This window comes from Sphaerotilus microaerophilus (assembly GCF_023734135.1).
Lineage (GTDB): Bacteria > Pseudomonadota > Gammaproteobacteria > Burkholderiales > Burkholderiaceae_C > Sphaerotilus > Sphaerotilus microaerophilus.
In genome coordinates this window covers 4,025,010-4,038,783 of the sequence record NZ_AP025730.1, presented here as the reverse complement: position 1 = coordinate 4,038,783, position 13,774 = coordinate 4,025,010, and the positions used below count along the sequence as shown (strand labels likewise).

Annotated in this window: 14 protein-coding genes; 4 read left to right on the top strand and 10 right to left on the bottom strand. The window is 71.9% G+C overall.

Translation table 11 applies throughout. The features are described from left to right. Positions 1–43: 43 nt before the first annotated feature. Positions 44–289, bottom strand: a complete 246-nt coding sequence (locus tag NGK70_RS17215; protein ID WP_251969717.1) for a hypothetical protein — start codon at positions 287–289, stop codon at positions 44–46. Between the two features lie 174 nt (positions 290–463). Here NGK70_RS17215 and NGK70_RS17210 point away from each other — a divergent pair, with 174 nt between their 5' ends. Further along, positions 464–1,174, top strand: coding sequence for an esterase family protein (locus NGK70_RS17210; protein ID WP_251969716.1), 711 nt, complete (start codon positions 464–466; stop codon positions 1,172–1,174). Between the two features lie 122 nt (positions 1,175–1,296). Here NGK70_RS17210 and NGK70_RS17205 read toward each other — a convergent pair whose 3' ends face one another. Both NGK70_RS17205 and NGK70_RS17200 read right to left on the bottom strand, forming a co-directional pair. Next, complete coding sequence (locus NGK70_RS17205) at positions 1,297–1,764, bottom strand: cupin domain-containing protein (RefSeq protein WP_251969715.1); 468 nt, start codon at positions 1,762–1,764, stop codon at positions 1,297–1,299. Then, complete coding sequence (locus tag NGK70_RS17200; protein ID WP_251969714.1) at positions 1,764–2,360, bottom strand: RNA polymerase sigma factor; 597 nt, start codon at positions 2,358–2,360, stop codon at positions 1,764–1,766. Before NGK70_RS17200 ends, NGK70_RS17205 begins: the two co-directional genes overlap by 1 nt. Before the next feature lie 248 nt (positions 2,361–2,608). Between NGK70_RS17200 and NGK70_RS17195 the strand changes: the two genes are divergently transcribed. Next, positions 2,609–3,022 carry a nuclear transport factor 2 family protein gene (locus NGK70_RS17195; protein ID WP_251969713.1) on the top strand — a complete coding sequence of 138 codons (414 nt, stop codon included), beginning with the start codon at positions 2,609–2,611 and terminating at the stop codon, positions 3,020–3,022. Positions 3,023–3,088: 66 nt separating this feature from the next. Here the strand turns inward: NGK70_RS17195 and NGK70_RS17190 are convergent, their stop codons facing one another. From NGK70_RS17190 to NGK70_RS17180, 3 genes are read right to left on the bottom strand one after another with little or no spacing between them, the layout of a single operon-like run. Then, positions 3,089–4,042 carry a nitrogenase component 1 gene (locus tag NGK70_RS17190; protein ID WP_251969712.1) on the bottom strand — a complete coding sequence of 318 codons (954 nt, stop codon included), beginning with the start codon at positions 4,040–4,042 and terminating at the stop codon, positions 3,089–3,091. 52 nt (positions 4,043–4,094) lie between these two features. Then, complete coding sequence (locus NGK70_RS17185) at positions 4,095–4,646, bottom strand: YgjP-like metallopeptidase domain-containing protein (protein ID WP_428985527.1); 552 nt, start codon at positions 4,644–4,646, stop codon at positions 4,095–4,097. Between the two features lies 1 nt (position 4,647). Next, positions 4,648–5,964 (bottom strand): hypothetical protein, encoded by a 1,317-nt coding sequence (locus tag NGK70_RS17180; RefSeq protein ID WP_251969711.1) that lies wholly within the window; start codon positions 5,962–5,964, stop codon positions 4,648–4,650. A gap of 339 nt (positions 5,965–6,303) precedes the next feature. On the opposite strand from NGK70_RS17180, the gene nadB reads away from it, so the two are divergent. Beyond that, positions 6,304–7,992, top strand: a complete 1,689-nt coding sequence (gene nadB / locus NGK70_RS17175; protein WP_251969710.1) for an L-aspartate oxidase — start codon at positions 6,304–6,306, stop codon at positions 7,990–7,992. 94 nt (positions 7,993–8,086) lie between these two features. Here nadB and NGK70_RS17170 read toward each other — a convergent pair whose 3' ends face one another. The 4 genes from NGK70_RS17170 to NGK70_RS17155 form a co-directional block, all read right to left on the bottom strand. Next, positions 8,087–8,371 carry a late competence development ComFB family protein gene (locus tag NGK70_RS17170; RefSeq protein ID WP_251969709.1) on the bottom strand — a complete coding sequence of 95 codons (285 nt, stop codon included), beginning with the start codon at positions 8,369–8,371 and terminating at the stop codon, positions 8,087–8,089. 82 nt (positions 8,372–8,453) lie between these two features. After that, on the bottom strand, positions 8,454–9,557 hold the full coding sequence (gene nadA, locus NGK70_RS17165; protein WP_251969708.1) for a quinolinate synthase NadA: 1,104 nt from the start codon (positions 9,555–9,557) through the stop codon (positions 8,454–8,456). Between the two features lie 116 nt (positions 9,558–9,673). Further along, positions 9,674–10,861, bottom strand: coding sequence for a hypothetical protein (locus tag NGK70_RS17160; RefSeq protein WP_251969707.1), 1,188 nt, complete (start codon positions 10,859–10,861; stop codon positions 9,674–9,676). A gap of 35 nt (positions 10,862–10,896) precedes the next feature. Then, positions 10,897–12,234 carry a roadblock/LC7 domain-containing protein gene (locus NGK70_RS17155; protein ID WP_251969706.1) on the bottom strand — a complete coding sequence of 446 codons (1,338 nt, stop codon included), beginning with the start codon at positions 12,232–12,234 and terminating at the stop codon, positions 10,897–10,899. A gap of 210 nt (positions 12,235–12,444) precedes the next feature. Between NGK70_RS17155 and NGK70_RS17150 the strand changes: the two genes are divergently transcribed. Beyond that, entirely contained in the window at positions 12,445–13,761 is a 1,317-nt protein-coding gene (locus tag NGK70_RS17150) for an MFS transporter (protein ID WP_251969705.1), read from the top strand. Positions 13,762–13,774: the final 13 nt, after the last annotated feature.

Genomic DNA, 13,774 nt, shown 5'->3' with positions numbered 1-13,774 from the left:
TCGAATGTGGCGGATGCGGCGACGGTTTTCCGCACACTCGCCATTACACACCGTGTTGTGCGGGCGTGCGGCCGGAGATCTCGACCAGGTGCTGCGCGAAGGCGTCGGTCGACAGCAGGCCCGTGAGCCGGTCGAACTGGCGCAAAGGCAACCCGCAGCGCAGCTCCTCCAGGTCGGCCGGCGTCTGGTGGCAGCCCGGCAGCACCGCGACCCGCTCCGGCCGCTTGGGCAGGCGCTGCTCGGGCACTGGCCGTGCGCTGGAGGCCGGTGGTGGGGGGCGTTGCCGCAATCACGCTCGACAACAGTGGTTATTTGTCTTGGACAAAATATGGACATGAACAAGACAAACCACCTCAACCCAGCCGGGGGGATGCCCCGGACGGACCGCCGGGGCGCCCTGGCGCGGATCGGGCTCGGCTTGGCGGGCGCCGCGGGGCTGGCGCCATTGCTGGGAGGGTGCGGCATGCTGCCGCGCAGCAGCGTGGTGCCCATGCCGCTGCTGCGCGAGCCAGCGGCGCCGGGGCGGGCGGACACACTGGTGGTGATGCTGCCCGGGCGCTTCGACCGCCCGCAGGACTTCGTGCGCGAGGGGCTGGTGGCCGACCTGAAGGGGCGACGTGCCGATGTGGACGTGCTGCTGGCCGATGCGCACCTGGGCTACTACATGGACCGCAGCGTGCTGGACCGGCTGCGCGAGGACGTGATCGGCCCGGCGCGCCGGCAGGGCTACCGGCAGATCTGGCTGGCGGGCATCTCGCTGGGCGGTTTTGGCGCGCTCGGCTACGCGGCCCGGCACGGGGAGGAGCCGGGTGGGAAGGTCGACGGCGTGCTGGCGATCGCGCCCTACCTGGGCAGCGACGAGGTGATCCGTGCGATCGGCCGGGAAGGCGGGCCGCAGCGCTGGCTGGCCAGCCCGGCCAAGCTCGGTGCGAACGACCTGGAGCAGGACGTGTGGCAATGGCTGGCGCATCCGCCGGCCGATGCGCCGCCGGTTTTCCTGGGCTACGGCCGGGGCGACCGCATGGGCAGTGCCCACCGCCTGGCCGCCGGCCTGCTGCCCGACGGGCACGTCATGCACGTCGATGGCGGGCACGACTGGGCGCCCTGGCGTGCCCTCTGGCAGCAGTGGCTGGTGCAGGGGCCGCTGGCACCCTCCGCCGTCCGGCCGGCCTGAGCGAGGTCGGTGGACCCGTCGCTGATGCGGCGAGGTGATGAGGTGATGAGGTGATGAGGTGATGAGGTGATGAGGTGATGAGGTGGTGCGGTGACGAGGTGGCTTGGTGACGAGGCTGCCGATCAGATCAGTTGCGCCGCGTCCGGCGCTGCACCGCGCAGGTAGATCAGCGCCCCCGCGGGCGCTTGCACCGACTCGTGCAGGGCGCCGCGGCGCGCCAGGTGGAAGCCGCCGCTGGGCACCTGCAGGCTCCCGATGTGCAGCCGGCCTTCGATCACCACACATTCTTCATCCTGCGGGTGCCGGTGCGGCGGGATCACCGCCCCGGCGGCCATGCGTAGCAGATAGGCCGCCGCCTGGCCGTCGTGGTGCAGCAGCTTCATCTGGATGCCGGGGGCAAAGGCGCGCCAGCCTTCGTCGGTGGGCGGCACCGTGAGGTGCGAGGCGGTGGCTTGCCGGGCCAGCGTTTGCAGCAGCCGGCGCTTGAGGCGCTGGTCGGCCACCGGGTCGGGGGCGTCGGGCGAGAAGGCGTCGTGCAGCATGTCGCACAGCTCCGCGGGCAGGGCAGGGGGGGCGGTTCGAGGGTCCATCAGGTCACCGGTTGGAGCTGCAGGCGCAGCTTGGCCTGCGCGCGGAGGATGGAGGACTTGACCGTGCCTAGCGGCAGGCCGGTGGTTTCGGCGATGGCCGCGTGGGACGCATAGCGGAAGTAGGCCAGCCCGAGCAGCCAGCGCTCCTGGGCGGACAGGCCGGCCAGGGCCACCGCCAGACGTTGGCCAGCCTGCAGCTGCCAGAGCGTTTCGCTGGGGTCGGGGCGGTCGTCCGCCGCTTCGGCGCCGTCGGGCTGGGCATCGAAGGATTCCAGGCGAGGGTTGCGGTGCCGGCAGAGGTCCAGCGTCCTGCTGTGCACGATGCTCAGCAACCAGGCCAGCGGGGTCCCCCGTGCGGGGTCGTAGCTGCCGAGCCGTCGCCAGGCATCCAGGTAGGCGTCGGCCAGGGCATCGTCCAGGTCGGCGCCGTGCACGATGCGCCTGGCCAGCGCCCTGGCGTGGCCGATGGTCAGGTCGTAGAAGGTCTCGAAGTCGTCCGCGCTGCCCCGCGCGGCGCCGCTCAGCAGCTGCACCAGCCGCAGGTCACGCCGCTGGCGCTCCTGCGGAGAGGGTGGGGAAGGCTGACCAGGGCTCATGGACGGGGCGCCTGCGTTGAAGGTAAGGGGACCGACCCAGTGGTGACGACAGCACTGCTCGGTTGAGTGTTCTACGCTGCGAGTGGCTGAACGGATGCACCTCTGATGCAAGGGTTTGTCCGGGTGGCCGGTCTGCATCCAGACCGGGGTGGCCCCGCGTACACCCGAGGTCCGCCGCGCCTTGACGGCTGGCGGCCCCTCCTTGCCGGCGAATGAGTTCTTCGCCTGCGCTGCAACCGGAGCTTCCCATGACACCCCTAGAAACCGTCCAGCACATGTATGCCGCATTCGGTCGTGGCGATGTGCCCGCCATCCTCGCCTGTCTGGCCGATGATGTGCAGTGGGAATACGGCGAGCAAGGCCCGACGCCCGCGCCGGTGCCCTGGCTGCAGCCGCGCCGGGGGCGTGAGGCGGTGGTCGGGTTCTTCGAGTCGCTGGCTGCGCTCGAGTTCTCCCGCTTCGTGCCCCACAAACTGCTGGCCGACGGACCGTTGGTGGTGGCCCTGATCGATCTGGAGGCCACCGTGCGCGCCACCGGCCGGACGGTGGTGGAGGACGACGAGGTGCACCTATGGCACTTTGATGCGGCCGGCAAGGTCTGCCGCTTCCGCCACCGCGCCGACAGCTGGGCCCATGCAGTGGCGCTGGGCGCCGTCGCTTGAGACGAGCCGCCGGATCTGCCGGTGGAGCAACGCGTGGTGCTGCCGGCAAGGGCTAGCTGAGCCCGTTCAGGCCGGTGCCGCCTCCGCGGCCAGCGACGCCGTGTCCTGCTCGCGCAGCAGCGGGCCGCTGACCTCCCACGGCGCGGGGAGGCGCACCTGCGCCCACATCGGGTTGAACAGCGCCTTGTCGATCTGCTCGACCATCGTGACCATGCCCTCGCAACCGGCAAAGGCGTGGTGCCGCTCCAGGTTGATGTCCATCCAGGGCATGCGGGCCTTCAGCGCCACGAACTCGCTGTGCCCGTCGCTGAGCATGATGTCGGCCCTGGCCTCGCGCAGGATGGCGTACATCTGCCGCGGGGTCATGGCGTCGATCATGTGGGCATCCGCCTGGTCACCGTGGATGGTGGCGAACATCTCCTTGAGCCTCTCCTTGTCATCCTGGGTGGACTTCTTCACCGAGCTGCCGACCACCTCCAGCCCGGCCTCCTGCAGGGCGGAGACCACCGACCGGCTCTTCACCCCGCCGGTGATCAGCAGCATCTTCTTGCCGGTCAGGCGCTGCCTGTAGGCGCGTATGCGCTCCCAGGCGCGCGCCTCCTCAATGGTACTCAGCGCCTCGGTGCGGTCCTGGAGCTCCGCGTCCGCGCCGCGTGCCACCCGCAGGCGGGCGATCTCGCGGATGGCCTGGAAGAGGCGCTTCTCGCCGCCGTGGATCACGTCCAGCTCGTTGAGGTCGGTGGTGAAGCCGGTGCGGTAGCCCTGCGAGCCGGAGCTGGCCGAGTGGCGGTTGTCCCAGCGGTTGCCCTCGCAGGCAATGGGGCCGTGCACCAGGTGGGCCGCATCGACGATGGGCTGCAGCGCGATCGTGGCGCCGTCAAAGGCGCAGCCGCCCGCTGCCGCGCCAGGCGTGAGTGGCTGACCCAGGCTGCGCGGCACGACCGGTGCCAGCACCGCTGGCGGCCAGTCCCCGCCCAGCTCGCGCCCTTTGCACCCGGCTCCCGCGGCGAGCGGACCCATCCACGCGCGTGGCGCGATCCCTGCCAAGCCGACAAGCCCGACGGGGCAAGCGTCAGGCCGGCCGGGCCGCTTCGTCCGGTGCCAGCTCCCGCAGCGTGAGCCAGGCGCGCAGGTCGAACTCCAGCTGGTGGTAGGCCGGCTCCATGTGGCAGCACAGGGCGTAGAAGGCGCGGTCGTGCTCGCGCTGCCTGAGGTGGGCGAGTTCGTGCACGACGATCATGCGCAGGAAGGCGGCCGGGGCCTCCTTGAACAGCGCGGCGATGCGGATCTCGCGCTTGGCCTTGAGCTTGCCGCCCTGCACCCGCGACACGGCGGTGTGGGTGCCCAGGGCATTGCGGATGACGTGCAGCTTCGGGTCCCAGGCCACCTTGGCGAGCGGCTCCGCCTGGCGCAGGAACTCGCTCTTGATGGCGCTGACGTAGTCGTACAGCGCTCGCTCGCTGCGCACCTCGTGGCGCTCGGGGTAGCGCTGGGCGAGCGCCGGGCCCAGCCGGCCGGCGGCGATGGCGGCACGCACCTGGGACAGCAGCTCGGGCGGGTAGCCTGCGAGGTACTTCAGCGGCGCGGCAACGGCGGCGCCCTGAACGGGCCAGGGGGCGGACACCTCAGCTGATCGGGTTGTGCGACAGGGCGGCGTCCAGCGCCATCACCTTCGGGCGCAGCTGGGACCAGCTGGCCTGGGCCGGGCGGTAGACCAGGTGCAGCACCAGGCCGGGGTGGCTCCCGAGGCGGCGCAGGCCGAGCGACTGCTCGCCGCCGTTGACCAGCAGTTCCTCGGTGGCATCGGGCAGGCCGAGCTGCTTGCGGCTGGTGTTGGCGGCCGTGACCAGCAAGGTGCCGCGCCGGGCCAGGTCGGCGCCGGGGTGGGCGTCGCCGGCATGGGCCAGCACCTTGCTGGTGGCCAGGTCGAAGAGGCAGGCCGCGAGCACGCCGGGCTGGTGCATCAGCTCGGCGATGAAGCGCTCCAGCGCCTGGCGTGGCCGCGCCGGCTGGGCCGACGCCGGGGTGGCGGGCATGGGCCGCATCACCCCCGGGGCGGTGGCCGACGCCGGCAGCCGGTTCATCACGATGCCGGGCTGGCCGACCTGGGCCTGCTGCTCGTTCCAGGCGGTGCTCAGCATGGTCCAGGCGTCGGCCGGCCGGGTGGCCACCGAGCCCACCTGGGTGTGCACCCCGGTGCCTGCCCCCAGTGCCTTGGCAAGGTTGGTCAGCGCCGCCACGGGGGGGGCCGCGAGCGGCATGAAGACCAGGCGGGCGCACTCCCAGTCGGTCGAATACAACGCCTGGCGCAGCGGCTGCAGCTGTTCGGCCAGGGCATGGGGTGGCACGTCGCCGACCATCACCACCGCCAGCGTGGCACGGCAAAGCAGCACCCGGGCCAGGGCCTGGCGGGCGGCGCTGTCGGCCTCGTCGGCGTCGGTGGCGTACAGGCGCACGCTGGCACCGTCCTCGCTGGGGCAGTCGACGTAGTCGAGCACGGCCAGCGTGGTGCCGAAGCCCTGGCGCCGGATCACCAGCCGCTGCACCGCCTGGCCGGCGGCCGCGGCCACCGCATGCAGCAGGTGGCGCGAGGCCAGGCAGGCGAGGTCATGCAGGGCGATGTAGCTGGGCCGCAGGTGCTCGAACTGCTGCTGCAGTGCCTCGCCCGGTTCGCAGGAAACGAATAGCTCGCGCGTGTGGTTGCCCATCGCCCGACCGATGTCGGTGCGGCCATCGAGGTAGTCGTCCTCGGCGCGCAGCCACTGGGTGGGCACGAGGGTGTCGGGCTCGGCGGTGGCCGCCGCCGGGGATGCGGCCGCAGGCGCCGCTGCGGCCATCATGGGCGCGACCGGGGCCGGGTGGATCAGCGGCGCCGCTGGCGCAGCCGCCTTCGCGGCGGGCCGCAGCGGCGGAGGGGCGGTGGGCCGGGCAACGGGGGGCATCACCGGGGCCGTTGCCGCCGCCGGGGGAACCTGGCGCAGGCGTGTCACGGGCACGCCGGAGGCCGGACCGCTGCGTCGCAAGTCCATCGCCTGTGGGCCGGTGGGCTGCGCGGGGAGGCGATCCGGCTGGGACAGCCGAGGATCCGTTGAGGGGGGCATGCCTTTGCACCTGCTGAGACCGTGAATCGGTGCACTGTGGTCCGGACTGCGGTGGATCAGCACAGTGATCAAGACGGCAGGCATCCTATCATTCGTGTCCTGTGTCACGAACCGGTCGCCCGTTGGCGCCACGGCGTGGCGGCGCGCACCCTGGGTGCGTCGTGTTGTAGGCAACGCTGCATGTCATCACCTTCATCTTCTTCGTCGTCCGCCCTTCCGGTGGTCATCGTCGGGGCCGGCCTGGCCGGGCTCACCGTGGCGCTGCACCTGGCACGGAAGCGCCGCGTCGTCGTGCTGGCCAAGCGCAACCTCGACGAGGCGGCCACTGCGTGGGCGCAGGGTGGCATCGTCGGCGTGCTCGGGGACGATGACAGTGTCGAGAGCCATGTGCGCGACACCCAGGAGGCCGGCGCCGGCCTGGTGGACGAGCACACCGCGCGCTTCATCGCCGAGCGCAGCGCTGGGGCGGTCGAGTGGCTGGTCGAGCGCGGCGTGCCGTTTTCGTCCGACCCGGGCGGGCCGCTGGGCCTGCACCTCACGCGCGAAGGCGGGCACGCGGTGCGGCGCATCGCCCACGCGGCGGACGCCACCGGCAAGGCCATCCACGAGGCCCTGCTCGCCGAGGTGGCCCGTCACCCGAACATCGAGTTGCGGGTGGGCTGGATGGCCATCGACGTGATCACGCCGCACCACCTGCACAGCGAGGACGCGCCGCGCTGCTACGGCGTGTATGCGCTGGACATCGAGGCGCAGCGCGTCGAGACGCTGGCGGCCAGCGCGGTGGTGCTGGCCAGCGGCGGGGTGGGCAAGGTCTACCGCTACACCAGCAACCCCGAGACCTCCACCGGCGACGGCATCGCGATGGCCTGGCGGGCGGGCTGCCGGGTCGGCAACATGGAGTTCGTGCAGTTCCACCCGACCTGCCTGTACCACCCGCAGGACCGCAGCTTCCTGATCACCGAGGCGCTGCGCGGTGAGGGCGCGCACCTGAAGCTGCCGAACGTGGACGGGGAGGCTGCGCGCTTCATGCCCGGGCACGATGCACGCGCCGAACTGGCGCCGCGCGACGTGGTGGCGCGCGCGATCGACTTCGAGATGAAGCGCCTGGGCCTGGATTTCGTGCACCTGGATGCCACGCACCTGGGCGAGGAATTCCTCAAGTCGCACTTCCCAACCATCCACGCGCGCTGCCTGGCGCTGGGCATCGACATCGCCCGCGAGCCGATCCCCGTGGTGCCGGCGGCCCACTACACCTGCGGCGGCGTGGTGACCGACCTGCTCGGCCGCACCGACCTGCCCGGGCTGTACGCGGTGGGCGAGACCACCTACACCGGCCTGCACGGCGCCAACCGGCTGGCGAGCAACTCGCTGCTGGAGTGCGTGGTGCTGGGCCGTACCTGCGCGGACACCATCCTGGCCGCGGGCGAGGGCGAGCGCCCGGCGCTACCGGCCTGGGACGAGAGCCAGGTGGAGAACGCCGACGAGCAGGTCGTCATCTCGCACAACTGGGACGAGCTGCGTCTGCTGATGTGGAACTACGTCGGCATCGTGCGCACGACGCGGCGGCTGGAGCGGGCGATGCACCGCATCCGCCTGCTGCGCGACGAGATCGAGGACTACTACGCCAATTTCCGCGTCAACCGCGACCTGCTGGAGCTGCGCAACCTGGTGGAGTGCGCCGAGCTGATCGTGCGCTCGGCGCTGCTGCGCCACGAGAGCCGCGGGCTGCACTACAGCCGCGATTTCCCGAACGCGCTGCCGGTGAGCTTCCCGACCGTGCTGGGCCGCGTGGCCAAGAGCCGGCGTGCGCGCGATTCGGTGAGCAGCGGCAGCGGCGGATCCGTGTTTGGCAATAGCCGCTGGGTGTGACCTTCTTCAGCCAGCGACAACCGCGGATCTGGCTCGGCCAGTCCGCTGGTTGTGCCCCCTGAGGGGGAGCGCCGTCAGGCGCAACGGGGGAAAGTCATCTCCGGGCCCGCATCGCGATGCGGGCCTGCACGAACTCGAAGGCGAATGCCACGGCCTCGCTGATGGTCTGCTCCATGCCCAGGCGTTCCTTCTCGGTGAGGTAGAACGACAGGTCCACCGAGTGGCGGATGTAACGTGCGCCCAACCGGTTCAGCGCCACGCAGGCCACGTCGGGCAGCGCGGCTTCGTCCAGGTAGGGGTAGCCTGGCGCCAGCCGGGTCACGGCGTCGAAGACCGGGCGTTCGTAGTGGTTGTGGACGGAGCTGAAATCGATGGCCATGGCGCGTTCCGGGAGAGCACGGGATGCGCCTTTATCGGCCGGCTGGCGGCTGGACTTGATGCCGGACCTGAACAATTCGTGTTCAGGCAGCGCCGATGTTCGGCACCAGGCCGGCAGGGGCCGGGGCGTTCAGCCGGGCGGTGAAGTCCAGCATGCGCTCGATGCAGCCCAGCGCCTGGGTGCGGATCGGCTCCTCCACATGGATCTCGCCCACGCCGTGCTCCAGGCAGTCGACCAGGCCCTGCAGGCCGTTCATCGCCATCCAAGGGCAGTGTGCGCAGCTCTTGCAGGTGGCGCTGTTGCCGGCGGTGGGGGCCTCCAGCAGGACCTTGCCGGGGGCGGCCTGGTGCATGCGGTGGAACATGCCGCGGTCGGTGGCGACGATGAACTCGGTCGCGTCCTCCTCGATCACCGCCTTGAGCAGCCGGGCGGTGGAGCCCACCACATCGGCCTGGGCCACCACGCTGGCGGGCGACTCGGGGTGCACCAGCACCTTGGCCCTGGGGTGCTCGCGGCGCAGCAGCTCCAGCTCCAGCCCCTTGAACTCGTCGTGCACGATGCAGGCGCCGTTCCACATCAGCATGTCCGCGCCGGTTTCGCGCTGGATATAGCCGCCCAGGTGGCGGTCGGGCGCCCAGAGGACCTTCTTGCCCTGCGCTTTCAGGTGCGACACGATGGGCAGCGCGCAGGAGCTGGTCACCATCCAGTCGGCGCGGGCCTTCACCGCGGCGCTGGTGTTGGCGTAGACCACCACGGTGCGGTCCGGGTGGGCATCGCAGAAGGCGATGAAGTCGTCGGCCGGGCAGCCCAGGTCCAGTGAGCAGGTGGCGTCCAGGTCGGGCATCAGCACCCGCTTGTGGGGCGACAGGATCTTCGCCGTCTCGCCCATGAAGCGCACGCCCGCCACCACCAGGGTCTGCGCGGCGTGGTCGCGGCCGAAGCGGGCCATCTCCAGCGAATCGGACACGCAGCCGCCCGTTTCCTGCGCCAGGTCCTGCAGGTCACCGTCGACGTAGTAGTGCGCCACCAGCACGGCGCTGCGCTCGGCCAGCAGCTGGCGCGCGCGCGCCTTGAGCGCATCACGCTCGGCGGGCTGCAGCGGGGCGGGTACCTTGGCCCAGGCGTGGGCGGTGCAGCTGGCACCGCTGGCATCGGGACGGTCGTAGTCGAAAAGGACGTCGGTCATGGTCGAAGCGGGCTGTGCAGGGCCGGGCGGTGGAGCGATGGGGTCCCGCCCGGGTGGTGACACACAGGGCGGGGCCGGCATCCTAGCCCAGGCGGGCGCTGGCTGCCGATGGCCCTTCAGGTGAGGTGATTGCGCGCCACGGCAAGGTGCCAGCGCACGTTGGCGGGCTCGCCGAACTCGCGGTCGGCCACGGCCAGCAGCAACTGGGGTGGCTGCCGCCACACGGGCAGCACCACGTGGTGGCAGGTGGCCGTGCTCCAGCCCAGCTCGGTGGCCGCACCGCCCTGGGCCTGCCACATCCGTGCCGCGCAGCGGGCAGCGTCACTGGCGACCTGCACCGGCCCCAGGCTGGCCAGGACCTCGCCCTCTGCAGCGTCGAGCAGCGCACAGGCCAGCACCCCGGGCGCACGGGCGGCCAGCGCCAGCGCCGCACACCGCGGATCCGCATCGCTTCCCGCGCTGGGTAGGTCCCGCAGGGTCGCCGTTGCCAGCGCCGCCACCGGCGTGGCACGCGATGAGGTACCCGCCGTGGTACCGGGCGTGGTACCCGGCGCTGTCGTGGGGGCGCCAGCGGGCAGGGCCCTTACCCGAGGCTCGCCGGGCGGGGCCGCACTGTCTTCCTGGGGTGCTCCGTCGCCGAGCACCATCGTCAGCAGCTGCTGGGTCCAGCTTGGCTCCGGGCTGGCAAAGACCTCCAGCACATGGACGCGCAGCCCGCGTGGCCAGCTGCCGCGGCGCAGGCGATCGGCGCGGCTGGGCTTGTCGGCGGGGCTGACCATCAGCAGCGAGGGCCCGTCCCACTGCGCGCTGCGCACGAAGTCGCCGATGCGGCGCATCAGGTCCTTGTCGCCGGCACCGCCGGCCAGCAGCACGGCACGGTCGGCCTGTTCCAGCAGTGTCAGCGCGATGCGGGTGCCCAGCGGATCGCCCGGGGCGGTCAGCACCTCGACCACGCCCCAGCCCTTCGCCTCGCTGCCGCCGGGCAGCCAGGTGACCAGGAACTCGGCCAGCGGCTCGCGCGCACCTTCCTGGCGCAGCAGCACGCGGTGCAGGCGGGGCGCGCCAGGGCCTACGCCGAGCTGCGTCAGGGAGAAGGTCGACCAGGCGCGGCCCGGGTCCCACACCACGATGGTCTGCTGCGGTGGCACACCGTCGCGGCTGAACAGGGATTCGATGCGCGGTGCGGCCGGGCTGGGTGAGCGGGTGCGCAGCTCGCGGGTGCTGCCGGTCGGGATGGCGATGCCGTCGTCGTCGGGCTGGATGCTGTTGGGGCCGGACCAGGTGGCGCAGGAGGGATCGGGCAAGAAAGGTCTCCGTTCGGACGTTGCTCGTGCGCCGTTCAGGCCAGCACCTGCTGGGCTTCCATGATGCGAAAGCGCGTCATCGCCAGGTTGGAACGCAGCTTGTCGAGCACCGCCAGGATGAAGTAGTCGGGGTGGGCCTGCAGCGTGCGCAGGATGTGGTAACGGTTGCCGGCGGTCACCAGCACCTCGTCGACCGGGTCGTTCGGCCGGCTGTGGCCCATCTGGCGCAGGGTGCGGCGGTGCACGCGCAGGATCTCGGTGGCCGATGCGGCGGCGCGGTCGATGTCCGGCCCCTGCGCATCGCTGGCGACCACCAGGCCGCTGGCGGCGTCGACCAGGGAGGCGAAGATCAGGCCGTCCAGCAGCATCAGTTCGCGCAGGATCACCAGGGCTCGTTGCGGGTCGGGCACCCGCGCTGCGGCGTCTGCCGCGCCAGGGCTGCCGGGCATCGGCCAGACGGCGGCTGGGGGTGCGGGTGGCTGCACCAGGACCGTCTCGCTCACCGGCTCCGGGCGCTGGGTGGCGCGCGGCTCGGCCAGGGGCGCCATGCCGCTGGGCATGAAGCCGCTGGCCGGGGTGGTGGTGGGGGCGTCGGGCTGGCCTGGCTTGACCCGGTTCCAGTGCGCCAGCACCTTGTTCCACACCGCACTGGCGCTGGTCAGGGGCTCGCTGAGCATCACCACCTGCACCTTGGCGGGCCAGCTCAGGGCGTCGATCTTGTGGGCGATCCACATCGCGCCCACCGGCAGCATGAACAGCAGCTGCGCGCAGCGCCAGTTCTCGCCGCGCGTGGCACCGTTGAGCGTGGCGAGCATGTCGTCGATGGCCGACGGGGTCATCGGCCCGACGATCACGGCCGCCAGGTCCGAGTGCTCCATCAGCGCCAGGGGAATCAGGTCGGTCTCCTGGCCCTGCAGGCGCAGGTCGGCGTGGTAGACCTTCAGGGTGTCGTCCAGGCGGCGTGGCAGCGTGGTGCGCTCGATCACCGCCAGCGTGTCCAGCGAGCCCTGGTCGCGCAGTTGCAGGCGCTCGACCGGCTGGCCGCTGGCATCTGACAGGGCCTTGACCACCGCGCCTGCCCACATGCCGGCCGGGTCGTGCAGCGTGATCAGCCGCGTGGTGGGGCCCGCCTCGTCGCGGGTGCTGGCGAAGTGCGCCCGCATCGCCTGGACCGGCGACCCGGTGACGAAGAGGTCGCGCTGGTGGCGGCCCGCAGGGGCCAGTCCGGCCCGGTCGTCATCGCTGCCGTCGCCGTCTTCGCCATCGGGGTCACCCATGACCGCGGTGGAGGCGAAGTCGTTGTCAGCCGCATCGTCGTCTGGGACGTGACGCTCACGCTGCGGCGTGAGATCGCCGAACAGGCTCTTGAACATGGATGGATCGTTCCCGACGTTGGTCGCGCGCACGGCCGGTCAGACAGAACAGGCCCGGCCGGCCTGCGCCGGCTCCCGCTTGCCCGGTGCGCATGCGCGTACTGTAGTGCTTGGCGCACCGGCTCCGGCAGATGGCGTGACGGGCAGGCGACTTCAGCCGCCGCACCGAGGCTTGCGCGCCACGCACGCCGTCCTGCCTATCATCGGCCGATGCATGCCTCGCGCCCCACGCCTCCCGGTGCCACCGACACCCCCTCGCTGCGCCGCGATGCGCAGACCATCGGCCTGGTCGGGCTCGTGCACGGCACCTCGCACTTCTTCCATCTGCTGCTGCCGCCGATGTTCCCCTGGTTCATCCGCGAATACGGCCTGAGCTATGCCGAGCTGGGGCTGGTGGTGTCGCTGTTCTTCGTGATCTCGGGCGTGGGGCAGGCGCTGTCGGGCTTCCTGGTCGACCGGGTGGGCGCGCGGCCGGTGCTGTGTGCGGCGCTGAGCTGCTTCGTGCTGTCTGCGCTGGCGGCCGCATTCGCCCAGGGCTACACCGGGCTGCTGCTGGCCTCGGCGCTGGCCGGACTGGGCAATGCGCCCTTCCACCCGATCGATTTCACGATCCTGAACCGCCGCATCACGCCGGTGCGCCTGGGCCACGCCTATTCGGTGCACGGCATCTGCGGCAACCTGGGCTGGGCGGTGTCGCCGCTGGTGAGTGCCGGCCTGTTGGCGCTGACCGGGTCGCTGCGGGCCACCTACCTGGGCATCGCCATGCTTGCCGCGCTGGTGCTGCTCGGCGTGATGGCCTGCCGCCGCTGGCTGGATGACGGCGTGTCGGCCCGGCCCGCCGCCGCTGCCCCAACGTCGGCCCCGGCGCCGCAGGGGGCCCGGCCTGCAGCGGCGGCCGGGTCTGCCGCTGCGCCCACCGCCGTGCTGTCGGTGGGGGCGCTGCTGCGGCTGCCGGCGGTGTGGCTGTGCTTTTCCTTCCTGTTCTGGTCCACCTGCGCGCTCAGTGCGGTGCAGAGCTTTGCGGCGCCGGCGCTGCACCAGATCCACGGCCTCGCGCTGCCCGTGGCGGCGTTGGTGGTGACCGGCTACATGGTCTGCGGTGCCCTGGGCATGGTGGCCGGCGGCTTCCTGCTGGCCCGGCTGGACCAGCGCCTGGAGCCGCTCATTGCCGCCGCGCTGGCTGGCGCCGCGGCTCTGCTGCTGGTGGCGACCCACCCGTGGCTGGGCGGCACCGCCGCGCTGGTCGTGGCGTCGGTGGCGGGGCTGGGCACCGGCCTGGCCGGGCCGTCGCGCGACATGCTGATCCGCCGCGCCACGCCGCCGGGCGCCACGGGGCGGGTCTACGGCCTCGTCTATTCGGGGCTGGACCTGGGGTTCGCGCTGGCCGCGCCGCTGTTCGGGCGGCTGCTGGACATGCAGTTGCCCGCAGCGGTCTTCCAGGGCGCGGCGCTCAGCCTGGGCGCGGCGGTGCTGTCGGCGGCCTGGGTGGGACAGGCGACGGCAAGGGCGAAGGCATCAGCGGCCTGAGCGCCGCCCGCGC

Excerpts from the sequence above, each read along its gene's own strand:
- NGK70_RS17195 (WP_251969713.1), top strand. The coding sequence starts at position 2,609 with ATGACACCCCTAGAAACCGTCCAGCACATGTATGCCGCATTCGGTCGT.
- NGK70_RS17210 (WP_251969716.1), top strand. The coding sequence starts at position 464 with ATGCTGCCGCGCAGCAGCGTGGTGCCCATGCCGCTGCTGCGCGAGCCA.
- nadB (WP_251969710.1), top strand. The coding sequence starts at position 6,304 with ATGTCATCACCTTCATCTTCTTCGTCGTCCGCCCTTCCGGTGGTCATC.
- NGK70_RS17155 (WP_251969706.1), bottom strand. The coding sequence starts at position 12,234 with ATGTTCAAGAGCCTGTTCGGCGATCTCACGCCGCAGCGTGAGCGTCAC.
- NGK70_RS17170 (WP_251969709.1), bottom strand. The coding sequence starts at position 8,371 with ATGGCCATCGATTTCAGCTCCGTCCACAACCACTACGAACGCCCGGTC.
- NGK70_RS17190 (WP_251969712.1), bottom strand. The coding sequence starts at position 4,042 with ATGGGTCCGCTCGCCGCGGGAGCCGGGTGCAAAGGGCGCGAGCTGGGC.
- NGK70_RS17205 (WP_251969715.1), bottom strand. The coding sequence starts at position 1,764 with ATGGACCCTCGAACCGCCCCCCCTGCCCTGCCCGCGGAGCTGTGCGAC.
- NGK70_RS17150 (WP_251969705.1), top strand. The coding sequence starts at position 12,445 with ATGCATGCCTCGCGCCCCACGCCTCCCGGTGCCACCGACACCCCCTCG.
- NGK70_RS17180 (WP_251969711.1), bottom strand. The coding sequence starts at position 5,964 with ATGCCCCCCGTTGCCCGGCCCACCGCCCCTCCGCCGCTGCGGCCCGCC.
- nadA (WP_251969708.1), bottom strand. The coding sequence starts at position 9,557 with ATGACCGACGTCCTTTTCGACTACGACCGTCCCGATGCCAGCGGTGCC.
- NGK70_RS17200 (WP_251969714.1), bottom strand. The coding sequence starts at position 2,360 with ATGAGCCCTGGTCAGCCTTCCCCACCCTCTCCGCAGGAGCGCCAGCGG.